This is a genomic window from Polaromonas sp., from assembly GCF_039932935.1.
In the GTDB taxonomy this organism is placed as follows: domain Bacteria; phylum Pseudomonadota; class Gammaproteobacteria; order Burkholderiales; family Burkholderiaceae_C; genus Polaromonas.
Genome location: NZ_JBDTPB010000047.1, coordinates 53,317 through 73,433, shown reverse-complemented (window position 1 = coordinate 73,433; position 20,117 = coordinate 53,317). Strand labels below are relative to the sequence as shown.

The 20,117-nt window shown below is 64.1% G+C and carries 17 protein-coding genes; 4 read left to right on the top strand and 13 right to left on the bottom strand.

Annotated elements, in window-relative coordinates; genetic code table 11:
- Positions 1 to 24: 24 nt before the first annotated feature.
- The 7 genes from ABI546_RS08550 to ABI546_RS08520 form a co-directional block, all read right to left on the bottom strand.
- Positions 25 to 1,113: a tartrate dehydrogenase gene (locus ABI546_RS08550; RefSeq protein WP_348046076.1), complete on the bottom strand. Its 1,089-nt coding sequence runs from the start codon at positions 1,111 to 1,113 to the stop codon at positions 25 to 27.
- A gap of 52 nt (positions 1,114 to 1,165) precedes the next feature.
- A complete protein-coding gene (locus ABI546_RS08545; protein WP_348046034.1) occupies positions 1,166 to 2,785 on the bottom strand; it encodes an ABC transporter ATP-binding protein in 1,620 nt (539 codons plus the stop codon).
- A complete protein-coding gene (locus ABI546_RS08540) occupies positions 2,785 to 3,675 on the bottom strand; it encodes an ABC transporter permease (RefSeq protein ID WP_348046032.1) in 891 nt (296 codons plus the stop codon). Before ABI546_RS08540 ends, ABI546_RS08545 begins: the two co-directional genes overlap by 1 nt.
- Positions 3,676 to 3,753: 78 nt before the next feature.
- Positions 3,754 to 4,710 (bottom strand): ABC transporter permease, encoded by a 957-nt coding sequence (locus ABI546_RS08535; RefSeq protein WP_348046030.1) that lies wholly within the window; start codon positions 4,708 to 4,710, stop codon positions 3,754 to 3,756.
- Positions 4,711 to 4,847: 137 nt separating this feature from the next.
- Positions 4,848 to 6,467, bottom strand: coding sequence for an ABC transporter substrate-binding protein (locus ABI546_RS08530; RefSeq protein ID WP_348046028.1), 1,620 nt, complete (start codon positions 6,465 to 6,467; stop codon positions 4,848 to 4,850).
- An 88-nt stretch (positions 6,468 to 6,555) separates the two neighbouring features.
- A complete protein-coding gene (locus ABI546_RS08525) occupies positions 6,556 to 7,848 on the bottom strand; it encodes an FAD-binding oxidoreductase (RefSeq protein WP_348046027.1) in 1,293 nt (430 codons plus the stop codon).
- A 46-nt stretch (positions 7,849 to 7,894) separates the two neighbouring features.
- The gene (locus ABI546_RS08520; protein WP_348046025.1) at positions 7,895 to 8,560 is read right to left on the bottom strand and encodes a haloacid dehalogenase type II; all 666 of its coding nucleotides are present in this window, start codon (positions 8,558 to 8,560) and stop codon (positions 7,895 to 7,897) included.
- Between the two features lie 653 nt (positions 8,561 to 9,213).
- Here ABI546_RS08520 and ABI546_RS08515 point away from each other — a divergent pair.
- From ABI546_RS08515 to ABI546_RS08500, 4 genes are all read left to right on the top strand, one after another.
- Positions 9,214 to 10,092 (top strand): GNAT family N-acetyltransferase, encoded by an 879-nt coding sequence (locus ABI546_RS08515; RefSeq protein WP_348046023.1) that lies wholly within the window; start codon positions 9,214 to 9,216, stop codon positions 10,090 to 10,092.
- Positions 10,093 to 10,102: 10 nt separating this feature from the next.
- A complete protein-coding gene (locus tag ABI546_RS08510; RefSeq protein ID WP_348046021.1) occupies positions 10,103 to 11,038 on the top strand; it encodes a glyoxylate/hydroxypyruvate reductase A in 936 nt (311 codons plus the stop codon).
- Positions 11,039 to 11,339: 301 nt separating this feature from the next.
- The gene (locus ABI546_RS08505) at positions 11,340 to 12,743 is read left to right on the top strand and encodes an aspartate aminotransferase family protein (RefSeq protein WP_348046019.1); all 1,404 of its coding nucleotides are present in this window, start codon (positions 11,340 to 11,342) and stop codon (positions 12,741 to 12,743) included.
- A 56-nt stretch (positions 12,744 to 12,799) separates the two neighbouring features.
- Positions 12,800 to 13,294 carry an Lrp/AsnC family transcriptional regulator gene (locus tag ABI546_RS08500; protein WP_348046017.1) on the top strand — a complete coding sequence of 165 codons (495 nt, stop codon included), beginning with the start codon at positions 12,800 to 12,802 and terminating at the stop codon, positions 13,292 to 13,294.
- A gap of 146 nt (positions 13,295 to 13,440) precedes the next feature.
- On the opposite strand, the gene ABI546_RS08495 is transcribed toward ABI546_RS08500, so the two are convergent.
- The 6 genes from ABI546_RS08495 to ABI546_RS08470 form a co-directional block, all read right to left on the bottom strand.
- Complete coding sequence (locus tag ABI546_RS08495) at positions 13,441 to 14,646, bottom strand: M20 aminoacylase family protein (RefSeq protein ID WP_348046074.1); 1,206 nt, start codon at positions 14,644 to 14,646, stop codon at positions 13,441 to 13,443.
- A 225-nt stretch (positions 14,647 to 14,871) separates the two neighbouring features.
- Positions 14,872 to 16,149 carry an FAD-binding oxidoreductase gene (locus tag ABI546_RS08490; RefSeq protein WP_348046015.1) on the bottom strand — a complete coding sequence of 426 codons (1,278 nt, stop codon included), beginning with the start codon at positions 16,147 to 16,149 and terminating at the stop codon, positions 14,872 to 14,874.
- 39 nt (positions 16,150 to 16,188) lie between these two features.
- Positions 16,189 to 16,314 (bottom strand): hypothetical protein, encoded by a 126-nt coding sequence (locus ABI546_RS08485; protein ID WP_348046013.1) that lies wholly within the window; start codon positions 16,312 to 16,314, stop codon positions 16,189 to 16,191.
- Between the two features lie 52 nt (positions 16,315 to 16,366).
- Positions 16,367 to 17,245: a GNAT family N-acetyltransferase gene (locus tag ABI546_RS08480; RefSeq protein WP_348046011.1), complete on the bottom strand. Its 879-nt coding sequence runs from the start codon at positions 17,243 to 17,245 to the stop codon at positions 16,367 to 16,369.
- A gap of 1 nt (position 17,246) precedes the next feature.
- Positions 17,247 to 18,572, bottom strand: coding sequence for an FAD-binding oxidoreductase (locus ABI546_RS08475; protein ID WP_348046009.1), 1,326 nt, complete (start codon positions 18,570 to 18,572; stop codon positions 17,247 to 17,249).
- Positions 18,573 to 18,681: 109 nt separating this feature from the next.
- Positions 18,682 to 20,109 (bottom strand): aldehyde dehydrogenase family protein, encoded by a 1,428-nt coding sequence (locus ABI546_RS08470; RefSeq protein WP_348046007.1) that lies wholly within the window; start codon positions 20,107 to 20,109, stop codon positions 18,682 to 18,684.
- Positions 20,110 to 20,117: the final 8 nt, after the last annotated feature.

The window sequence follows — 20,117 nt, the reverse complement described above, 5'->3', positions numbered from 1 at the left end:
CGGTGAAGGGGTTGAACGTGGAAATCAGGCAGAAGCAAGGTGCCCGGCAATCGCCAAGCCGACCTCGGTCGTCGATGCGGTGCCGCCGAGGTCGGGTGTGCGGGGTCCGTCGCGCAGCACGGCTTCGATGGCTCGCACGATGGCGTCGTGCGCAGCACGGCCGGCGCCTTCGCCGCGGGTGAGAAACTCCAGCATCAGCGCGCCCGACCAGATCATGGCGATCGGGTTGGCGATGTTCTGACCGTAAATATCGGGCGCCGAGCCGTGAACGGGCTCAAAGAGCGAGGGGAAACAACGCTCGGGATTCAGGTTGGCCGACGGCGCCAGGCCGATGGTGCCGGTGGTAGCCGGGCCTAAGTCAGAGAGGATGTCGCCGAACAGGTTGGTCGCCGCCACCACGTCGAAACGCTGCGGTTGCAGCACAAAACGCGCAGCCAGAATGTCTATGTGCTGCTTGTCCAGTACCACGTCAGGGTAGTCGGCCGCGACCGTGTCGGCACGCTGGTCCCACCAGGGCATGCTGATGGCTATGCCGTTGGATTTGGTCGCCAGTGTGACGTGCTTGCGCGGCCGGCTTTTGGCCAGCTCGAAGGCGAAGCGCAACAGGCGGTCGGCGCCGCGGCGCGAATAGACCGATTCCTGGATCACAATTTCGCGCTCGGTTCCCTCGTACATGACGCCGCCCAGCGAGGTGTACTCGCCCTCGGTGTTCTCGCGCACCACGAGGTAATCGATATCGCCGGGTTTGCGCCCGGCCAGCGGGCAGGGAACGCCCTCAAACAGGCGCACCGGCCGAAGGTTGATGTACTGGTCGAATTCACGGCGGAACTTCAGCAGCGAACCCCAAAGCGAAACGTGGTCGGGCACGGTGGCCGGCCAGCCGACAGCACCGAAATAGATCGCGTCGACACCCTTGAGCTGCGCCTTCCAGTCGTCCGGCATCATCTGGCCGTGCGCCTGGTAGTAATCGCAGCTGGCCCAGTCCATGGTGCGGCACTCCAGCGCAAAGCCGAAACGCTCGGCTGCGGCCTGTACCACGCGCAGGCCTTCCGGCAGAACTTCCTTGCCAATACCGTCACCGGCGATGAGTGCGATGCGGAAAGTGGGTGTCATATCCGTGGTCATGGCTTCGGTTCCTTGTCGGGCATCAGGGCTTGGCGCGTGTTCAGGCTGCGGCACGTCGGGTGTCCATCTCGTCGAGCCAGCCACGGCGAAGCTCGGGCACGGAGCGCTCCAGAAGTTCGTAGTAAGGATGGTGCGGGCCGCGGTCATAGTCGGCGCGGGCGACCTGCGCGAGCTTGTGGCCGTCCTTCATGACGACGATTTCATCGCAGACCGCACGCACAGTGTGCAAATCGTGGCTGATGAAAAGATAGGAAACGCCGAGTTCGCGCCGCAGCTCGGCGATGAGGTCCAGCACGGCAGCGCCCACGACGGTATCCAGCGCGGAGGTCACCTCGTCGCAGAGGATGAGGTCGGGGTCGGCCGCCAGCGCGCGCGCCAGGTTCACGCGCTGCTTTTGCCCGCCAGACAGGCCGCCCGGCAGGCGTGAGGCCAGGGTCTGCGGCAACTGGACCAGGTCCAGCAGCTCGCGGATGCGTTTTTGCAGCGCCGGCCCGCGCAGGCCCTTGTAAAAGACCAGCGGCCGGGCGAGGATGGCCGCTATGGTCTGCGACGGATTGAGTGCCGTGTCGGCCATCTGGAAGACGATCTGGATCTGGCGCAACTCTTCCTTGCTGCGTTCGCTAAGTGACGGTGCCAGCTCGCGGTCCTTGAACAGGATGCGGCCGCCGCAGGGCTTGATCAGACCGGCCACGGCACGCGCCAGGGTGGTCTTGCCGGAACCCGATTCGCCAATCACCCCGATGGCCTGGCCACGGTACAACTTGAGGTCGATGTTTTGGAGGATCAGCTTTTCGGGCTGGCCCTTGAGGCCGACTGGGCCGTAGCCGGCCGAGAGGTTCTGGATATCCAGCAGAAGCTCGCTGCCACAACCCTGAGGCGACACGCGTGGTGCCGGCCTTGCGGCGGCCAGCAGGCTTTGCGTGTAGGGCTGGGTGGGCTGGGTGATGATCTCTTCGGTCGCGTTGAGCTCCTGCATCTGCCCGTTGCGCAGCACCAGAATGTAGTCGGCCATCTGCGCCACGACGGCCAGATCGTGGCTTACGTAAACAGCCGTGGCGCGGCGCTCACGCACCACCCGGCGGAAGGCGCGCAGCACCTCCAGCTGGGTGGTGACGTCTAGCGCGGTGGTGGGCTCGTCGAGGATGACCAGGTCCGGATCGGTGATCATTGCCATCGCTGCCATCACGCGCTGCAGCTGGCCGCCGGAGACCTGGTGCGGATAACGCGCACCGATGGTCTCGGGATCGGGCAGCGCGAGCTCTCTGAAGAGCGTCACGGCCTTGGCTTCGGCTTCAGGGCGTTTCATGAGGCCATGGATGAGCGTCGGCTCCACCACCTGGTCCATCAGCGTGCGCGAGGGGTTGAAGGATGCCGCCGCGCTTTGTGCGATGTAGGACACGCGGCGCCCGCGCAGGGCGCGTTGCCCGGCGGCGTTCAGCGTCAGCACATCGACGTCGCCGATGCGCACGCTGCCGCTGGCGATCGTGCAGCCACTGCGCGCATGGCCCATGAGCGCCAGCGCGGTCGTGGTTTTGCCGGAACCGGACTCGCCGATGAGGGCCAGTACTTCGCCAGGCTGGATCGAGAAGCTGAGATGGTCGACCAGGGTCTGGCCGCCTGCGGTGATGTGCAGGCCTTCGACGATGACTGGTGCGCCCATTAGTGTGCTCCCCGACGGCGTTCGCGGGCAGCGCGGCCCGGCAAGTTGTCGATGACCAGGTTGACCGAAATGGTCAGGCTGGCGATGGCCAGGGCCGGAATGATCACCGAGGCGCCGGCGTCGGGCAGCGCGCCGATGTTCTCGCGCACCAGCGAGCCCCAGTCGGCCGACGGCGGCTGAATGCCCAGGCCGAGGAAACTCAAACCGGCCAGCAGCAACACCACGTAGACGAAACGCAAGCCAAGGTCGGACAGCATGGGGCCCAGGATATTGGGCAAAATTTCACGCAGCATGATGTAGAGCCTGCCTTCGCCACGGGTGCGGGCCACTACCACGTAGTCGAGTGCGTTGATGTTGACCGCCAGCGAACGGGCAATGCGGAAAGCGCCCGGGATGTAGATGATGGCAGCCATGACCACCAGCATGTAGACCGAGGAGCCGAAGCCGGCCACCATGATGAGCGCGAACATTTTGCTGGGGATGGCGGTCAGTGTGTCCAGGCCGCGGCTGAGCACCGTGTCAAGCGCCTGGCTGCCACTTGCAGCTAGCAGGGCCAGCACGGTGCCAACGCTGCTGGCTATCAGCGTGGCGATAAGTGCCACCCCAACGGTGTAGCGTGCGCCATTGATGACGCGCATCAGCATGTCGCGGCCGAGGTAGTCCGTGCCCAGCCAGTGCACCGCACTGATGGGGCTGAACACGGCATTGCTGCCCGAGCCCGCCAGCGCGCGCGGCAGCATGGCCGGTCCGAACAGCGCGGCGAGTATCCAGAAGGCCAGCACGGCCAGGCCCACAAGGCCGGACAAACCGAAGCCCGATAGCCAGCGCCTGCAGGCGCCGCGCGGGGTGGCCACCGGGAGATCGGCAAGGGTTTGCGCAACAGGGTCCATGGGGTATTGCTCGTTTTGTGGGGACGTGGAGTGGCGTGGTGTGGTGTGGCAGAGTGGTGTTAACCAGGCGGCAACATCTCAGCGATGACGCAGGCGCGGGTTGGCGACGATGCCGCTCAGGTCAGCCAGCGTCACCAGGATCAGATAGCCGGCACAGAAGATCATGGCGCAGGCCTGCACCAGAGGCATGTCGCGCTGCGAGACCGCGTCGACCATCAGCTTGGCGATGCCGGGATAGTTAAAAATGGTTTCGATGATGATCACGCCGCCCAGCAGGTAGGACAGGCTGAATGCCACAGCATTGGCGATGGGGCCGATGGCATTGGGCAGCGCATGAGCCACCACCATGCGCAGCGGCGAGGCGCCCTTGAGCCGCACCATCTCGATGTAGGGGGCTTCTAGCTGGTCGATGACCGCAGCGCGTGTCATGCGCATCATCTGCGCGATGATCACGCAGCACAGGCTGAGCACCGGCATTGCAAAGGCTCGCAGCATCTGGCCGATGGATTCGATGTCGCTCGCATAAGAAAGCGCGGGCAACCAGCGCAGCTTGACCGCAAACACCAGCACCGCCAGCGTGGCAACCAGGAATTCGGGCACCGATACGACGCCGACGGCGGTGGTGGAGGCAATGCGATCAAACCACGAGCCGCGCCACACCGCCGAGGAGATGCCCAGCGCCAGCGCAATAGGGACCGAAAACAGCGCCGTCACGGCGGCCAGCAGCAGTGAGTTGGGCAGGCGGCTGGCCACCAGTTCACTCACGGGCATGCTCGCCGTGGCCGAGTTGCCAAAGTTTCCCTTGACGGCGCCGCCCAGCCAATAGAGGTAGCGCAATGGCGCGGCCACGTCCAGGCCCATCTGCGCGCGTAGCGCGGCTAGGGCTTCAGGTGTGGCCTCCTGGCCGAGTTGCTCCTGCGCGGCATCGCCCGGCAGCACAGTCGTGATTGCGAAGACCAGCGCCGAGACGGCCAGCAGCGACAGCATTCCAATGGCGATGCGTTGGCCAAGGAGCTTGAGGATCAGGGCGTTCATGTCAGTCTTTCAGTTGGCGGCGACCTGCCGTGCACACAACGCTCGCAAGAAACGGGCGCAGGGTGCAGGTCCGACAGGTCGGTGGCTATTCACGCTATGACGCTACAAATTGGCGTGGTGGGTAAACGACAAGGTGCTTATGCGTCCAGCCAGACGTGCTCGGCGAACGTGCAGCCCATCAAACCGCTCAGCGGCCTGGATTCCAGGCCCTTGAGCTTGGTGCTGTAGGCGTCGATGCTGGCGATGAACATCGGAATGCCGATGCCGGACTCCTGGTGGATCATGGTTTGCATATCGGCGTACTGCTGTTTGCGCTTGGCCAGGTCGGTTTCGGCGCGCGACGCCAGCAGCAACTGGTCGAACTTGGGGTTCTTCCAGCGCGACTCGTTCCAGGGTGCGTCGGACTGGAAAAACTGGGTCATCAGTGTGTCGACACTTGGCCGGGTGTTGACATTGCCAAAGCCCACGGGGCTATTGAGCCAATGGTTGGACCAGTAGCCTTCGGCCGGCATGCGTTTGACATCCAGGTCCAGGCCGATGCGTTGACCGGTCTCCTGCATCAACAGAGCTATCTCGGTGGAGTAGGTGGCCGCAGGCGAGGCGACAACGGCGACCTTGCCGCTCACGCCCGATTTCTGCAGATGGAATTTGGCCTTGTCCAGGTCCATCGTGCGCTGCGGCAGCCCCGCAAAGTAGAAACGGTTGGTCGGGTCAACCGGCTGGTCGTTGCCGACCGTCGCGAAGTCCAGCGCAATCGTCTTTTTCATCTGTTCACGGTCGAGCATGTATTTCATGGCCATCGCGAAGTCGGGGTTGGCGCCAGGGCCAAGGTCGCGGCGCATGATCAGGTCGGTGTACTGGCCTGATTGCGAGGCCAGGATGGCGTAACCCGGCGTGCCTTTGACACGCGCTACCGAGCGTGGATTGACGGCGTTGACCAGGTCCATGCCGCCAGACAGCAGCGCATTGAGGCGTGCGCTCTCGTCGCCTATGCCCACAAACTCGATCTCGTCGAGGTAAGGCTTGCCCGGCCTCCAGTAGGCCTCGTTGCGCACCACAATGGAACGCACGCCTGGCTTGAATTCCTTGAGCTTGTAGGGGCCGGTGCCGATGCCGGCGGCGAAATCAGTGGTGCCCGCCTTGACGATGTGGAAGTGGAAGGTGGCAACAATGGTCGGCAGGTCGGCATTTGCCGCGGTCAATACGATCGTGACCTCGTTCGGGCCGGTGGCCTTGACGCTCTCGATCTGGTCGGCCAGCACCTTGGCCTTGGAGGCGGTGGCGGGGTCCTTGTGGCGCATCAACGAGAACACGACGTCGGCTGGCGAAAGTGCCTTGCCGTCATGGAAGGTCACGCCTTTGCGAAGCGTGAAAACCCAGGTCTTGGCGTCTCGGGTGGTGAAGGATTCGGCCAACGCCGGTTGCGGCGTGAGGCTGGCGTCGAACACCGTCAGGCCGTTGTAGAGCATGTTGCCGCGGCAATAGTCCGCCTGGTTGGACTGCTTGGCCGGATCAAGCGTGTCGGTGGCAGCGGCTTGGGCACCGGAGACACGGATGCGACCGCCCTTGCGCGGCGTCTGTGCATGGGCCGACATCGCGAAGGTGGCTGCGCCGCCCGCGAGCGTGGCCTGCATGCCGCCAGCCATGAGCATGGCGAGCACGTCACGGCGCGAGGCGCCACGACGCAAGGATTCCATGACGCGGACGTTGTCTGCGGGATGGACGAGACTGTCGAACTTGTTGCTGCTGTCGCTCATGGTGGTGTACTCCTGGTAAACCTGTTGGTGGTATGAAAACGTTGAAGGGAAACTGAAAAACTCTGAAAAACTTTAGCTAACTTTGGCTTCAGGCCAGCTTGTCCTTGAGGCGGTAGTACATACCTACCGCCGGCAGGAACCACGGGGCACCGAAATGCCCGGGAATGGCAGGCCAACTCCGGCCCTGCCAGGGATTGGCTGCGGTGTTGCCAGCCATCACTTCAGCCATGCGCTCACCCATGTGCACGGACATCTGCGTTCCGTGGCCGCTGTAGCCGGTGGCGTAGTAGAGGCCATCACGCTCGCCGGCATGCGGCAAGCGGTCCTGGGTCATATCGACAAGACCGCCCCAGCAATAGTCCAGTCGTACCTTGCCGAGTTGTGGAAAGGTTTCTGCCAGGCCCGCGCGCAGGATTTCGCCGCTGGCCGCGTCCGACTGCGGGCTGGAGATGGCAAAACGCGCGCGCCCGCCAAAGACCAGCCGGTAATCCGCCGTGAGCCGGAAGTAGTGATGGATGTTCGCCACCGTGGTGTAGGTGCGGCGCTCGGCCAGCATGGCACGTGCGCGCGCTTCGCCCAGCGGCTCGGTGACGACGATGAAGCTGCCGATGGGCACGATGCGCCGGCGCAGCCAGCCGAAGCTGCCATAGCCACCATGGCGCGAGGCACCGGTGGCCAGCAGCACCTGTTGGGCCGTAACGGAGCCGCGCGCGGTCTGCAGCGTATGGGCATGGCCCTTTCCGATGCGAGACAGACGCTGCACGGCGCTCGAGGTGTGGATTTGTGCACCGGCGCGTTCTGCCGCACCGGCCAGGCCCGCAGCAAAGCGGCCCATATGCATCTGCGCGCTGCGTTTATAGAGCAGGCCACCGTGAAAACGTTCGCTCTGCACTTCGCTGGCAACGCGGGCTGCGTCCAGTATTTCCACGTCACTGTCGACGCCGTCGTCGATCAAGCGCTGCGCGCTGCGTTGCAATGCCGCCATTTGCTGCGGCCGCGTGGCCATCTTGAGCTTGCCATGGCGCATGAAGTCGCAGGCGATGGCTTCGCTCTTGACGATACGGGCAACGGTGTCGACGGCGGCGTCATACGCGTGGTACCAGGCCCGCGCCTGCGCCACGCCGACCTTGGCGGCAACGTCGGCGTAGTCCATCGCCAGACCATTGTTGACATGACCGCCGTTGCGACCCGAAGCCTCTGCCGCCACACGCTCGCCTGCTTCCAGAACGACCACGCTGGCGCCTTGGCGGGCCAGCGCCAAACCGGCGGACAGCCCGGTGAAACCGGCGCCGACCACGGCCACGTCCACCTGCGCCGGCAATTCACGTGCGGCGGGGCGGAAAGCGGGGGCCGAATCGGTCCAATAGGAATCGAGCTTCATGGGTTGGTCGGGTAGGTGGTGAAGGTGCGTAATGAATGAACCGGAATCAGAGGCCAACGACGCCGGGCAGGCCGCCGATGTCCTGGATTTCGGTGTAGCCGTAAGCCGGATTGCCGGGGCCGTGGCCGCGGTTCACGAAGACCTTGTTGACGATGCCAATGTCGGCGGCCGACATCAGGTCGTAGCGCAAACTGGATGAGACGTGCAGCAGGTCTTCAGGGTTGCAGCCCAGCGAGTCGAGCATGAATTCGAAGGCACGCAGACGCGGTTTGTAAGCCTGGGCTTGCTCAGCGGTGTAGACGCGGTGGAAAGGCGCACCCAGCATGGCGACGTTTTTCTGGATCTGGGCGTCAGCAGCGTTGGAAAGAATCACCAGCGGAATTTCATGCGCGATCTTCGACAGGCCCGCTGCCACGTCGTCATGCGGGCCCCAGGTTGGCACTGCGTCGTAGTACTGCTGCGCGTCGCTGTCCAGGTACTGGATCTTCCAGACCTTGCACAGGCGACGCACTGCATTCTTCAGCACCGTTTCGTAAGGCTTCCAGTCACCCAGCACTTCGTCGAAGCGGTAAGCGCTGAAATCGGCGATGAACTGCTCCATCCGGTCGACTGGAATGCGGTCCGAGAAAATGACACGGGTCATCTCGGCCATACGAAAACGCGTGAGCGTGCCGTAGCAATCGAAGGTAATGTACTTGGGACGAAAAGCCATGATTTCTGATCCTTGATGTGCCGGTTTCCGACCGGGAGCGGGTCGCTGCTTAACTTATTTCCACGACGTCTTGATGTAAATGGATTGAATCACGCAGCACCAAAAGGGTTGTATGGAAATTGCCGCCGTTTTAGCGCCAAGCTGCGGTTTGGACCGGGGGCCGCGGCATGGCGTGCGGTTCGCACCTTATGCGTGCGGCATGCACCTGCGTGCTCGGCGGCGAAGTCGATCAGCACACTGTGGAAGCACGACTGCGGCTCACCGGCCTGGCTTCCCGGGTCTTTGCCAGCAGCACAGCCTGCCTCTCGCGCACGCTGCATAAAGTGGCTTTCAACACCGCGCGTCAGCTTGCCGCCGATGGAGGGCCCAGAAGGCGGGCGAATGTAGAGCAAGTCGAATAGAGGCATGCGCTGGGGGTTGTGTGAGTAATAAAAGATGTCAGTCTTGTGAAAACGGGAAAGACGCCTGATGCTAGGCAACAAGCCGCAGCATATGTACCCGTATCCGGTGCCGCAGCAGCAGCGAATTGCAAAACCCCGGGCTTTGACGGGAGATGCTTGCGAGTTGCGGCGCCATGCACTTTGGGTCTGGCGCAGCGCGCCAATGTGGGCCAACATCGGTGCATTCATAGCCTTGTAAAAGAGATTTCCCGTATGTCTTCATCCCCGCCTCCCGATGTCGCCCAGGACCGTTTGAGTCTCAGGGCGATGACCGCCGCCGACATCGAGCAAGCGCACGCCCTGTCGGCCGAACTTCGCTGGCCGCACCGGCCGACCGACTGGGAGCAGGTCTTTGCGCATGCCGAAGGCACGGTGGTCGAGCAGGACGGCCAGATTTTGGGTACCGGGCTGCGCTGGCGGTGGGGCACGCAGCATGCCTCTGTCGGCCTGATCATCGTGAGCCCGGCCTACCAGGGGCGCGGCATTGGCCGTCAACTGATGCACGCCTTGCTCGACGGCCTGGAAGATCACTCCGTGCTGCTGCAGGCCACTGAAGCCGGGCGCCCGCTTTACGAAAAACTGGGCTTCGACGTGGTAGGCGGCGTGCGGCAGCACCAAGGTGTTGTCACGCCCACCCCCCTGATTGCCCAACCCCCCGGTTGGCGCATGCGGCCTGCGGGCTTGAACGAGCTGGCCGCGCTGCAGTCGCTGGACGCGGCAGCACGTGGAATGCCCCGCTCTGCACTTATCGAAGACCTGCTGGCCAGCGCCGAAGCCTGCGTGGTGCTGGACCATGAACAGACACCGAGGGGTTTCGCCATGCTGCGCCGCTTCGGCCGCGGTCACGTCATCGGGCCGGTGGTCGCACCTGACGTGGAAGGCGCCAAGGCGCTGATCGCCCACCTGGCCGGTCAGAACACCGGCCACTTCACGCGCATCGACGTTGATGCGGCTGCGGTCCTGGGCGACTGGCTGGCCGCCATCGGTCTGGTGGAAGTCGATTCCCCGACAACCATGGTGCGCGGCAAACCACTGGTTTACCCCGAGGGTGCCCCCACACTTTTTGCCATCACCACACAGGCAATTGGTTAAGGGTTGCAGGGTGCACGAGTTCTGTTTTGTCTACAAGTCCGATCCGGTGCGCGGCCGCCAATGGGCGGAGGTATTTCATGAACAAGCGCCCCACATAGACTTCCGCATCTGGCCCGACATCGGGGACCCGGAGCGCGTGCGCTTCCTCGCGGCCTGGACGCCGCCCGACGACATAGCCACCCGCTTTCCCAATCTGGAGGTGCTGTTTTCCTCGGGCGCGGGTGTGGACCAGTTTGACTTCAATGCGCTGCCGGCCGACCTGCCCGTGGTGCGTATGGTGGAGCCGGGCATTGTCTGCGGCATGGTGGAGTACGTGACCCATGCCGTGCTGGACCTGCACCGCGACATGCCGCAGTACCGTCGCCAGCAACAACGCGCTGAATGGCAACCGCGGCAGGCCAGGCTAGCGGCCGACCGGCGCGTGGGTGTGCTTGGCCTGGGCTCGCTCGGGCAGGCCGTGCTTGCCCAGTTGAAGTCCATGAATTTTGACTGCGCGGGCTGGAGCCGTTCGCAGCACCACATCGACGGAATGCAGTGCTACGCTGGAAGCGAAGACCTGGCCGGCTTCCTGGCGCGCACCGAGATCCTCATCTGTCTGCTTCCGCTGACCGAAGCGACGCGCGGCTTCCTCAATGCGAAGCTCTTCAAGCATTTGCCCATGGGCGCCGGCCTGGTACATGTCGGGCGTGGGCCGCAGCTGGTCGATGGCGATTTGCTGGCCGCCCTTGATGCGGGGCAGATCGGCGACGCCATCCTTGACGTGACCGACCCGGAGCCGCTGCCGGCCGCGCACCCGTTCTGGTCGCATGCGCGCATTGCGTTGACACCGCACATCGCCAGCATGACGCACCCACTGAGCGCCGCGCGCGTGGTGCTGGACAACCTGCGTCGCTTCGAAAAAAACGAGCCGATGGACGGGCTGGTCGACCGTGTGCGGGGCTACTGAGGCCTATCGGAAAGCCGGCCGAGAGCGCCGCCGCATGATCTGCTGTCAGCCCGCCACGAACCGCAGCCTGCATCACTGCGCTACCCCAAAAGCAGCACCATCAGACTGTCGCATCGCACTATGCTGGAAGCTCTCGGAGGCCTTGTTCAGATACTCTGCAAAGACAATACTGTCACCGCATTTTCTACCGTCTTCTCATGTGAGCCTAGCTCACACGGCTGACCTGAATGCTCCGGCATCTGTCCTTGTCTTTCCTGTTGTGTGCACCGGCCCTGACCCGTAACTAACACCGGACCCTGCCATGAACCAAATTGCCGATCTACCTTCTCTCGAAGCCTTGGGTGCTATTGACCGCGCCCACCTGATCCACCCCGTCTCGCCCTGGCGCGTGCACGAGCAGCGCGGCCCGACCGTGCTGGCCTCGGCGCGCGGAAATTGGCTCACCGATGCCAGCGGCCATGAGCTGCTGGACGCCTTTGCAGGCCTGTGGTGCGTCAACGTGGGTTATGGCCAGGAAAGCGTGGTTCAAGCCGCCGCCGAGCAAATGCGCCGCCTGCCCTATGCCACGGGTTACTTCCACTTCAGCAGCGAGCCGGCCATCCGCCTGGCCGAAAAGCTGGTGCAGATCACGCCCGCCTCGCTGACCCGCGTCTACTTCACGCTGGGCGGCTCGGAAGCCATTGATGCAGCGGTGCGCTTCATCACGCAATACTACAACGCCACCGGCCGGCCTTCCAAGAAGCACTGCATCGCGCTGGAGCGCGGCTATCACGGCTCTTCGTCTACGGGAGCGGGTCTGACCGCGCTGCCAGTCTTTCATCGCGGTTTCGATCTGCCACTGGCCACGCAACACTACATCCCCTCCCCCAATCCATACCGCCACACCGGTGAAGGTGGTGACCAGGCCATCATCGACGCATCCGTTGCCGCGCTGCGTGCCAAGGTCGCCGAGCTGGGCGCCGACAACGTCGCCGCTTTCTTCTGCGAACCCATCCAGGGCTCGGGCGGCGTCATCGTGCCACCTGTGGGCTGGCTCAAGGCCATGCGTGAAGCGACGCGCGAGCTGGACATTCTCTTTGTCGTTGACGAAGTCATCACCGGCTTCGGTCGCACCGGCCCGATGTTCGCGTGCCTGGCCGAAGGCGTGGAGCCCGACCTGATGACCATGGCCAAGGGCCTGACCGCGGGCTACGTGCCCATGGGGGCGACCATGATGAGCGAGAAGGTCTATGCGGGCATCGCCGACGGCGCGCCCACCGGTGCGGTCATTGGCCACGGCGCGACTTACTCCGCGCACCCCGTCAGCGCCGCCGTTGCGCTGGAAGTGCTGCGCCTGTATGAAGAAGGCGGCGTGTTGGCCAACGGCCAGAAGGTGGCTACACATTTCGCTGGCGGCCTCGATGCCCTGCGCAGCCACCCGCTGGTGGGCAACGCGCGCTATCGCGGGCTACTGGGCGCGCTCGAGCTGGTCAGCGACAAGGACAGCAAGCGCGGCTTTGACGCATCGCTCGGGCTGCCGGACCGCATCGCTGCGGCAGCTTATCGCAACGGCCTGGTGTTCCGTGCTTTTGGCGACAACATCCTGGGTTTTGCACCGGCATTGACGTTCAGCGAAGACGAGTTTGCCCAGATGTTTGTACGCCTGAGGCAAACCCTGGACGATGTGCTGGACGCCCCTGACGTCCGGGCCGCCCTCGTCGCCTGAAGTATGTGCCCGCGAACGTAGCAGAATCGAACCATCTTCACGCCAGAAAGCCCGCCATGAACGAAGCCTTCAAAATCGACCGACTGGATCTGCGTATCCTGGCGCAGCTTCAGAAGAACGGACGCATGACCAACGTTGACCTGGCCGACGAGGTCGGCTTGTCGCCCAGCCCTTGCCTGATTCGCGTCAAGCGCCTGGAGCAGGCCGGGTACATCGCTGGTTATGGCGCACACCTGCGGCTGGAAAAGCTCGGTGACACACTGACGGTGTTCACCGAAATCACGCTGTCCGACCACCGGCGCGAGGATTTCACGCGCTTCGAGACGTCCATCCGAAAGGTCGACGAAGTGCTCGAGTGCCATTTGATGAGCGGCGGCTACGACTACCTGCTGCGCTTTCTGACGCGGGGCGTGAACCACTACCAGGAAGTTATAGAGGAACTGCTCGAAAGCAACATCGGCATCGCCAAGTACTTCAGCTACATCGTCATCAAGTCACCTTTCATCAAGGCGCACTGCCCTATCGAGCGCCTCTTTCCCCACCAGCAATGACGCCCACCCTTCGCCAGGTTAAACAGGCAGCTTGATTTGACGGGATCACTCTGCAGGCCAACAGCCAGGCTGCCCTCGCGCAGGCTGGCTGTTTTCTCGTGCGCCGGTGCATTGCTGTCCAGCCCACGGCGCATGACGAGGAAATACTATGAAACCGCGCGGGCACTGCGGCTCAACGAACGTGCGGCCACCTCGCAGAACCAGCGCACGCCCAGCGGCAGCGCGTCATCGTTGAAGTCGTAGCGCGGGTGGTGCAGGGGCGCCTCGCCCAGCGGGCCGGGGTCGGCCCTGCCCTGGCCCAGCCACAGGTAGGCGCCGGGGCGGTGCTGCAGCATGAAGGCGAAGTCTTCCGATGTGAAAGCGGGGCGTGGTGCCATATCGGCGGCCAGGCCCACGGCCGCCGCGGCATCGAGAGCCAGGGCCGCTTCATCGGCTCTATTGACCGTGGCGGGGTAATAACGCAGATAGGTTAGCTCGGCCTGTAGGCCATGCGCCAGGGCAATGCCATCAACGGCGGCGCGCAGTGCTGCCTCGATGCGGTCCTGCGCCTCGGCATCGAAACTGCGCACCGTACCGGTGATGCTCACTTCGGCCGGCAGCACGTTGTGGCTGTGGCCACCTTCGATACGTGTGACGGACAGTACCGCCGACTCACCCGGATCAATCCGCCGCGAGACGATGGTGTTGAGTTGCGTAACCAGCTGGCTGGCGGCCAGCAGCGCGTCCGGCGTGAGGTGGGGCTGTGCGGCGTGGCCGCCTTTGCCGCGCAGCACGACGTCGAAGCGGTCGGCCGCCGCCATGATGGGGCCAACGCGTGTCTGCGCACGCCCCAGCGGCAGGCCGGGCCAGTTGTGCAGCGCATAGACGCTGTCACACGGAAACCTCTCGAAAAGACCGTCTTCGATCATGGCGCGTGCACCGCCCTTGCCTTCCTCAGCCGGCTGGAAGATGAAATGCACGGTGCCGTCAAAGTCGCGTGTGCGCGCGAGTTGCTGCGCCGCGCCAATCAGCATGCTGGTGTGCCCGTCATGGCCGCAGCCGTGGTGCACGCCGGCCGTGCGGCTGGCGTGGGCATAGGCGCCAGTGCCCAGTCCGGCCATGGGCAGCGCGTCCATGTCGGCGCGCAAGCCAACGCTGGCCGTGCCCTTGCCGCAGCGCAGCGTGCCCACCACGCCGGTACCAGCCAGGCCTTGATGTACCTCCAGGCCAAGCAGGCGCAGCGACTGGGCCACGATGCCTGCCGTGCGCGTTTCAGCGAAAGCCAGCTCGGGGTGCGCATGCAGGTCGCGCCGCAGGGTGATCAGCTCGGGTAGCAGGTCGGCCACAGGTGCCGCAATGTCAGAAAACATCAGGTGATGACTCCAGTAGGGCTACCCGCGCAGCCATGGACAGGTTTGAAAGGCGGGAACACATGTGATAAAGCTTACCCAGCGCTGGCCGACGATATCGCCATTCATTGGGCCGCTGCCCACATCAAGTTGCGAATCGGATAGCCCCCAGCGCACAATCTCCGGCCGGGGTGCGCGCCGTCAATCTGCACGACGTCGAAAGCCTTCCATGGAGGCTTTCGTCGACGATCACCGTATGAGATCCTGGAAGCGGTAGTAGGCGCCAACAATCGGCAGAAACCATGGCTTGCCGAAATGCCCGGGAATCGCCGGCCAGTCGAAATCGCGCCACGGGTTCAGGTCGGCGCGGCCATCCAGCACCTCGGCCATGATCGCGCCCATGTAGGTCGACATGTGCGTGCCATGGCCGCTGTAGCCCATCGAATAAAACAAGCCATTGCGCTCGCCGGCACGCGGCAGGCGGTCGCGGGTCATGTCCACCATGCCGCCCCAGCAATAGTCGATGCGCGTGTTGGCCAGCTCGGGAAAAACTTCAACCAGCGACTTTTGCAGAATAGCGCCGCTCTTCAGATCCGACTTGGGATTGGTCGCCGCGAAGCGCGCGCGGCCACCGAACAGCAAGCGGTTGTCGGGCGTGACGCGGAAATAATTGACGAAATTCTTGGTGTCGGTTGTCATGCGGCGGCGCGGCGTCAGCCGATCAAGCAGCTCGACCGACAGCGGCTCCGTGACGATGATGAACGCACCCACCGGAACGATGCGCCGGCGGAACCAGGCGAGCGGCCCCACCGCCGACGTGCCCGTGGCCAGAAGCACCTGTTGGGCGCGCACGCTGCCGGTCGGCGTCTCGACCTGATGTACCGCACCGCCCAGGCGTTTAAGGCCCATGACGGGCGCGTTCTCGTAAATCCGCACCCCGCGCCTTGCTGCGGCCACGGCAAGCCCTTGGCCATAACGGCCCACATGCATGCCCGCGCTCTTGCCGAAAACAAGGCCACCAAAATAGCGGTCCGATCCGATTTCGTCACGCAGCTCTGCGCGCGTGACCATGTGGGTGTCGGGATCGCACTCCTTTGCCATCAGCGCCTGCGACCGGGCCAGCTTGTCGTAATGTTCTGGTTTGGCAGCCAGCTTCAGTTTGCCGACCCGCTTGAAATTGCAATCTATGCTTTCCTCGACGATCAGCGACTCGACCTTGTCCACCCCCGCGTCGAAAGCGCGGTAGAGCATGTTGGCCCGCTCGCGCCCCAGCGTGGTCGACAGGCCGTAGTAGTCTTGCGCGAAACCGTTGTTGCACATGCCGCCGTTGCGGCCGGACGCGGCGTTGCCGACAAGCCCCGCTTCGAACACCGCAACACGCGCGCCCTTCCTGGCCAATGCGATCGCCGCCGACAAACCGGTGAAACCCGCGCCGACCACCGCCACATCGACCTCGCCATTCGGCGGCTCGGCCTCGGCACCGTTGAATTTCGGCGCGGTGTCGAGCCAGTAGGACATGAGTTTCATTTGATTAGTTCCGCAATATGAAGGAGTGGTTCTACGCCCTCAGGCGGAGCGGATGGCGGACGGTTTCGATCCGCCGCGCACCGCAATCGCATCGATTTCGACCCGATAGCCGTAGTGAAGCTCGGGTTCGTGCGCAGTTGTCTGAGGCAGCAGGGTCTTGATCATTGTGAGGTCCTGGTGGGTGCGGGACAGGGGAACTAGGGGCTGTTAACAGGCCCTAGCCGAGCGACTGGTTTGAAAGGGCAAACAGGCGCGCGCCAGCGGCGACGGAGGGGCAGGCTCCGCGCACCATCGACTCGACGTGACCAACGCGAGGCAAGCCGATGCTTGTCAGCCAGGGAGAGAGGCCGCTGTCCTCGGTCACGTCCACGCGAACGAATCCGCCCCGATGGCGGCTCGCAAGCGTTGCGATCAGTGCCGTCGCGTCGGCCGCGTTATGGGCGATGACCGGCCCAATCACGATGCCGCGACCGAATTCACGCACGCAGGCATAGCCCTGCACGCCGGTGCCGTGATCGGCGACGATCACCGGGCCCGCCTTGAACAGCGCGTCCAGCAACGGAGTCCGGTCCATGCCCGTGGCCGTAAGGTCAAGTCGGCGCACGGCCTCGTCGTCGCCCGCCTGCATGGGACGGATGCCGATGGCTTTAGTAGCCAGAAGCGGATCGGCTGGCAGCACCGCCTGATGCTGGAACACCTGCCCCACTGGTACGAAGCCCAGCTGGGTATACAGGCGCAAGCCTTCCTGCGTGGAATTGAGGATCAGGGTCCGGTCGCCCGCCTCGTTCAGCAATGCACCCATTAATGCGCGACCGAGACCCCTGCCCTGCATCTCGGCAGCGACGATGACCATACCGAGCGATGCATGGGTTTCGCCATAAGGCCACCACAGTGCCGTGCCGACAAGGCGACCGTCCACTTCCGCCGCGATGCCGCTACCGAGTTCGAACGCAAAACGCCAGTCAGCCTCGCGATAAGGCCATGCCAGCGCAAGCGACAGCGCCGCCGCGTACGGCAGGTGATTGGCACGCAGCGCGGTCAGGCGCGGCGCTTTCGCATCCGTTGGCGCGCTTGCGTGAACGTCAAGTAACGGCACGCTAAAACTCCGCAACCTTGCCCCAGGCAGACGACCGGAAACGGTCCGGGTGGTAGGGGCGGGCATCCACAAGCGGCGTGACACCGCTGACGATGTCGGCGATCAGATGGCCGGCACCGGGGCCGATGCCGAATCCATGTCCGCTGAATCCCGCGGCCAGAACCAGTCCGGGCACGCTGGCAATCTCGCCGATGCCTGGCACACCATCGGGCGTGCTGTCGACATAACCAGCCCAGGCCGCCGTGACCTCGCGGTCTTTCATCGCCGGAATCAGGTCCAACGCGCGCTGGTAGGTCAAGCGCACGACTGCTTTGTCAACGGCTGGGTCAAGAATACGCATCCGCTCCATCGGCGTCGGTTGGTCCAATCGCCAGCGGGACATTCCTTCGTGGCCCGACCGCATGCCTTCCAGCCCGCCTGGTGCCAGGTTGCGCCAGCGCCGCTGGAACATGGGCAGAAACTGTGTGGAGAAACGAAGCAGTTGCAGTGTGGGGTCGACCCGCCCCCGACCGCTGATGGCCAGCGTGTAGCCGCCATTGCCGCGCCGGGTCATGGACACGGCGGTGGTATGCAGTACGGGCGGCAGCTCGTTGGCGCCCGGCGACACCGCCAGCACCGTCTGCCGGATAGCGGCCTGCGGAAACCGGATGCCGTACTGGCGGCAGAAAGAGGAGGCCCAGGCGCCGCCAGCCAGCACGGCGATCCTGGTACGTATCGTGCCCTTCTCGGTGACCACACCCGATAACCGGCCGCCCTCCATCTCGATACCACGCGCTGCGCAGCCCTGATGCACGCTGCCACCGAGCTTCATGACGGCCTGTGCCACCGCCGGGGCGGCACGAGAAGGGTCTGCCGTGCCATCGGTAGGCGAGAAAACGCCTCCTTTCCATGGCTTGCCGGTCACGCGTCCGCGCTGGGCCGCCTCTTCGGCTGTCAGCATCTGCGTTTTCACATCGACGGTGCGGGCGAACTCGCCCCAGCGCGCCCAGCCTGCCAGTTCCGCCTCGTTGTTGCTGAGGTAGAGCAGGCCGCAGCGTTTAAAGCCCGTCTCTTCACCGGATTCGGCGGTGAACTGTTCCCAGAGGTCCAGGCTTTTTGTAGCCAATGGCAATTCACGGGCATCGCGGTTCTGCTGGCGGCACCAGCCCCAGTTGCGGCTCGATTGCTCCGCACCGATGCGTCCTTTCTCGACCAGCGCGACCTTCAGGCCGCGTTTGCTCAGGTAATAAGCGGTGAAGCACCCAATAATGCCCCCGCCGATGATGACCACGTCGGCGTGTGTCGGCAGGTCTGGTGTGGTCTCTACGGTTGCTAATGGAGCTGGCATGGTCAAGGTGTCCGGTCAGGTAGATGATTATTAAAAAGAGGGTCGGCTGTCACAGCCGCCGAACCGTGGCCATTCGGCTTTGACTGTACTGTCGACGCCATCAGCAACATCAGTAGCCGACGATCGCTTTGGTCTCGAGGTATTCCTCCAGACCGTGGACGCCATACTCGCGACCATTGCCCGAGCGCTTGTAACCGCCGAACGGCGCGTGGCCGTCCCATGCCGGGTAGTTGATATGCACCTGTCCGGCGCGAATACGGCCTGCCACGCGCCGTGCCCGTTCCGGGTCGCTCGACTGCAGGTGTGCACCCAGGCCGTAGACCGTGTCGTTGGCCATGGCGATGGCCTCCGCCTCATCCTGGTAGGGCATGATCACCAGCACCGGACCGAAAATTTCTTCCTGCGCTATTCGCATACGAGACGTCACGTTGGAGAAAATCGTTGGCCGCACGAAGAAGCCGTTCTCCAGCCCCGCCGGCAGGCCTGGCCCGCCACAGAGCAGCTTGGCGCCTTCGTCAAGGCCGGCCTCGATCATGCGCTTTACCCGGGCGAACTGCGCGGCGTTGGCGACCGGGCCCATGGTGGTCTTTTCATCGCGTGGATCGCCCACTTCGATACCTGCCACCGCCGTCAGCGCCAGGGCTTCCACTTCGGCCAGCCGCGACGCCGGCACCAGCATCCGCGTCGGGGCGCTGCATGACTGGCCCGCGTTGCGCATGCCTGCCAGCACGCCCTTGGCAACGCCGTTTTCAAAGTCGGCATCATCGAGAAAAACGTTCGGCGACTTGCCGCCCAGTTCCTGCAGCACGCGTTTGACTGTCACCGCGGCCGCCTGCGCCACCAGCACGCCCGCGCGGGTCGACCCGGTGATGGAGATCATGTCGACCTCCGGGTGCGCCGCCAGCGCCGCACCCACGACCTCGCCGGTGCCTCCCACCAGATTGAACACGCCGGGCGGCACGCCGGCATCGTGCATCACCTGTGCGAAGAGTTGCGCGCTATAGGGCGAAAGCTCGCTCGGCTTGAGTACCACGGTGCACCCGGCCGCAATTGCTGGCGCGACCTTGGCGGTGATCTGGTAGAGCGGCCAGTTCCATGGGGTGATGAGCGCGCAGACACCGATGGGCTCTTTCGCCGTAGCGGTGCCGTCGTCGTGCGAAAGAAAGGCGTAGCGCCGCAATACCTCCATCTGCACACGGACATGCGCGATGGCAAAAGGCACATGTGAAGCCCGGGCGAATCCGATCGCGGCGCCCATCTCGCTGACGATGGCCTGCGCGAACAACTCCGAACGCTCTTCCAGCAGCGCCAGGATGCGGCCGAGCAGGGCGAGCCGCTCTTCCACCGTGCTGCGTGAGAACCCGTCAAATGCACGCCGGGCAGCGGCCACGGCGAGATCGACATCCGCCGCTGAACCGGCAGCGACATGCCCGACGACGCGCTCCGAGAATGGATCAATCACCGCGATTTTCGGTGCGTCAGGGCGGTCCTGCCACTGACCGTCGATGTAGAACCGGGTGTCGTTGTTAGCTGTCATGGTCAAGC

Coding starts and splice junctions, on each gene's coding strand:
- ABI546_RS08550 (WP_348046076.1), bottom strand. CDS start 1,113: ATGACACCCACTTTCCGCATCGCACTCATCGCCGGTGACGGTATTGGC.
- ABI546_RS08505 (WP_348046019.1), top strand. CDS start 11,340: ATGAACCAAATTGCCGATCTACCTTCTCTCGAAGCCTTGGGTGCTATT.
- ABI546_RS08525 (WP_348046027.1), bottom strand. CDS start 7,848: ATGAAGCTCGATTCCTATTGGACCGATTCGGCCCCCGCTTTCCGCCCC.
- ABI546_RS08485 (WP_348046013.1), bottom strand. CDS start 16,314: ATGATCAAGACCCTGCTGCCTCAGACAACTGCGCACGAACCCGAGCTT.
- ABI546_RS08475 (WP_348046009.1), bottom strand. CDS start 18,572: ATGCCAGCTCCATTAGCAACCGTAGAGACCACACCAGACCTGCCGACA.
- ABI546_RS08535 (WP_348046030.1), bottom strand. CDS start 4,710: ATGAACGCCCTGATCCTCAAGCTCCTTGGCCAACGCATCGCCATTGGA.
- ABI546_RS08530 (WP_348046028.1), bottom strand. CDS start 6,467: ATGAGCGACAGCAGCAACAAGTTCGACAGTCTCGTCCATCCCGCAGAC.
- ABI546_RS08490 (WP_348046015.1), bottom strand. CDS start 16,149: ATGAAACTCATGTCCTACTGGCTCGACACCGCGCCGAAATTCAACGGT.
- ABI546_RS08470 (WP_348046007.1), bottom strand. CDS start 20,109: ATGACAGCTAACAACGACACCCGGTTCTACATCGACGGTCAGTGGCAG.
- ABI546_RS08515 (WP_348046023.1), top strand. CDS start 9,214: ATGTCTTCATCCCCGCCTCCCGATGTCGCCCAGGACCGTTTGAGTCTC.
- ABI546_RS08540 (WP_348046032.1), bottom strand. CDS start 3,675: ATGGACCCTGTTGCGCAAACCCTTGCCGATCTCCCGGTGGCCACCCCG.
- ABI546_RS08500 (WP_348046017.1), top strand. CDS start 12,800: ATGAACGAAGCCTTCAAAATCGACCGACTGGATCTGCGTATCCTGGCG.
- ABI546_RS08520 (WP_348046025.1), bottom strand. CDS start 8,560: ATGGCTTTTCGTCCCAAGTACATTACCTTCGATTGCTACGGCACGCTC.
- ABI546_RS08545 (WP_348046034.1), bottom strand. CDS start 2,785: ATGGGCGCACCAGTCATCGTCGAAGGCCTGCACATCACCGCAGGCGGC.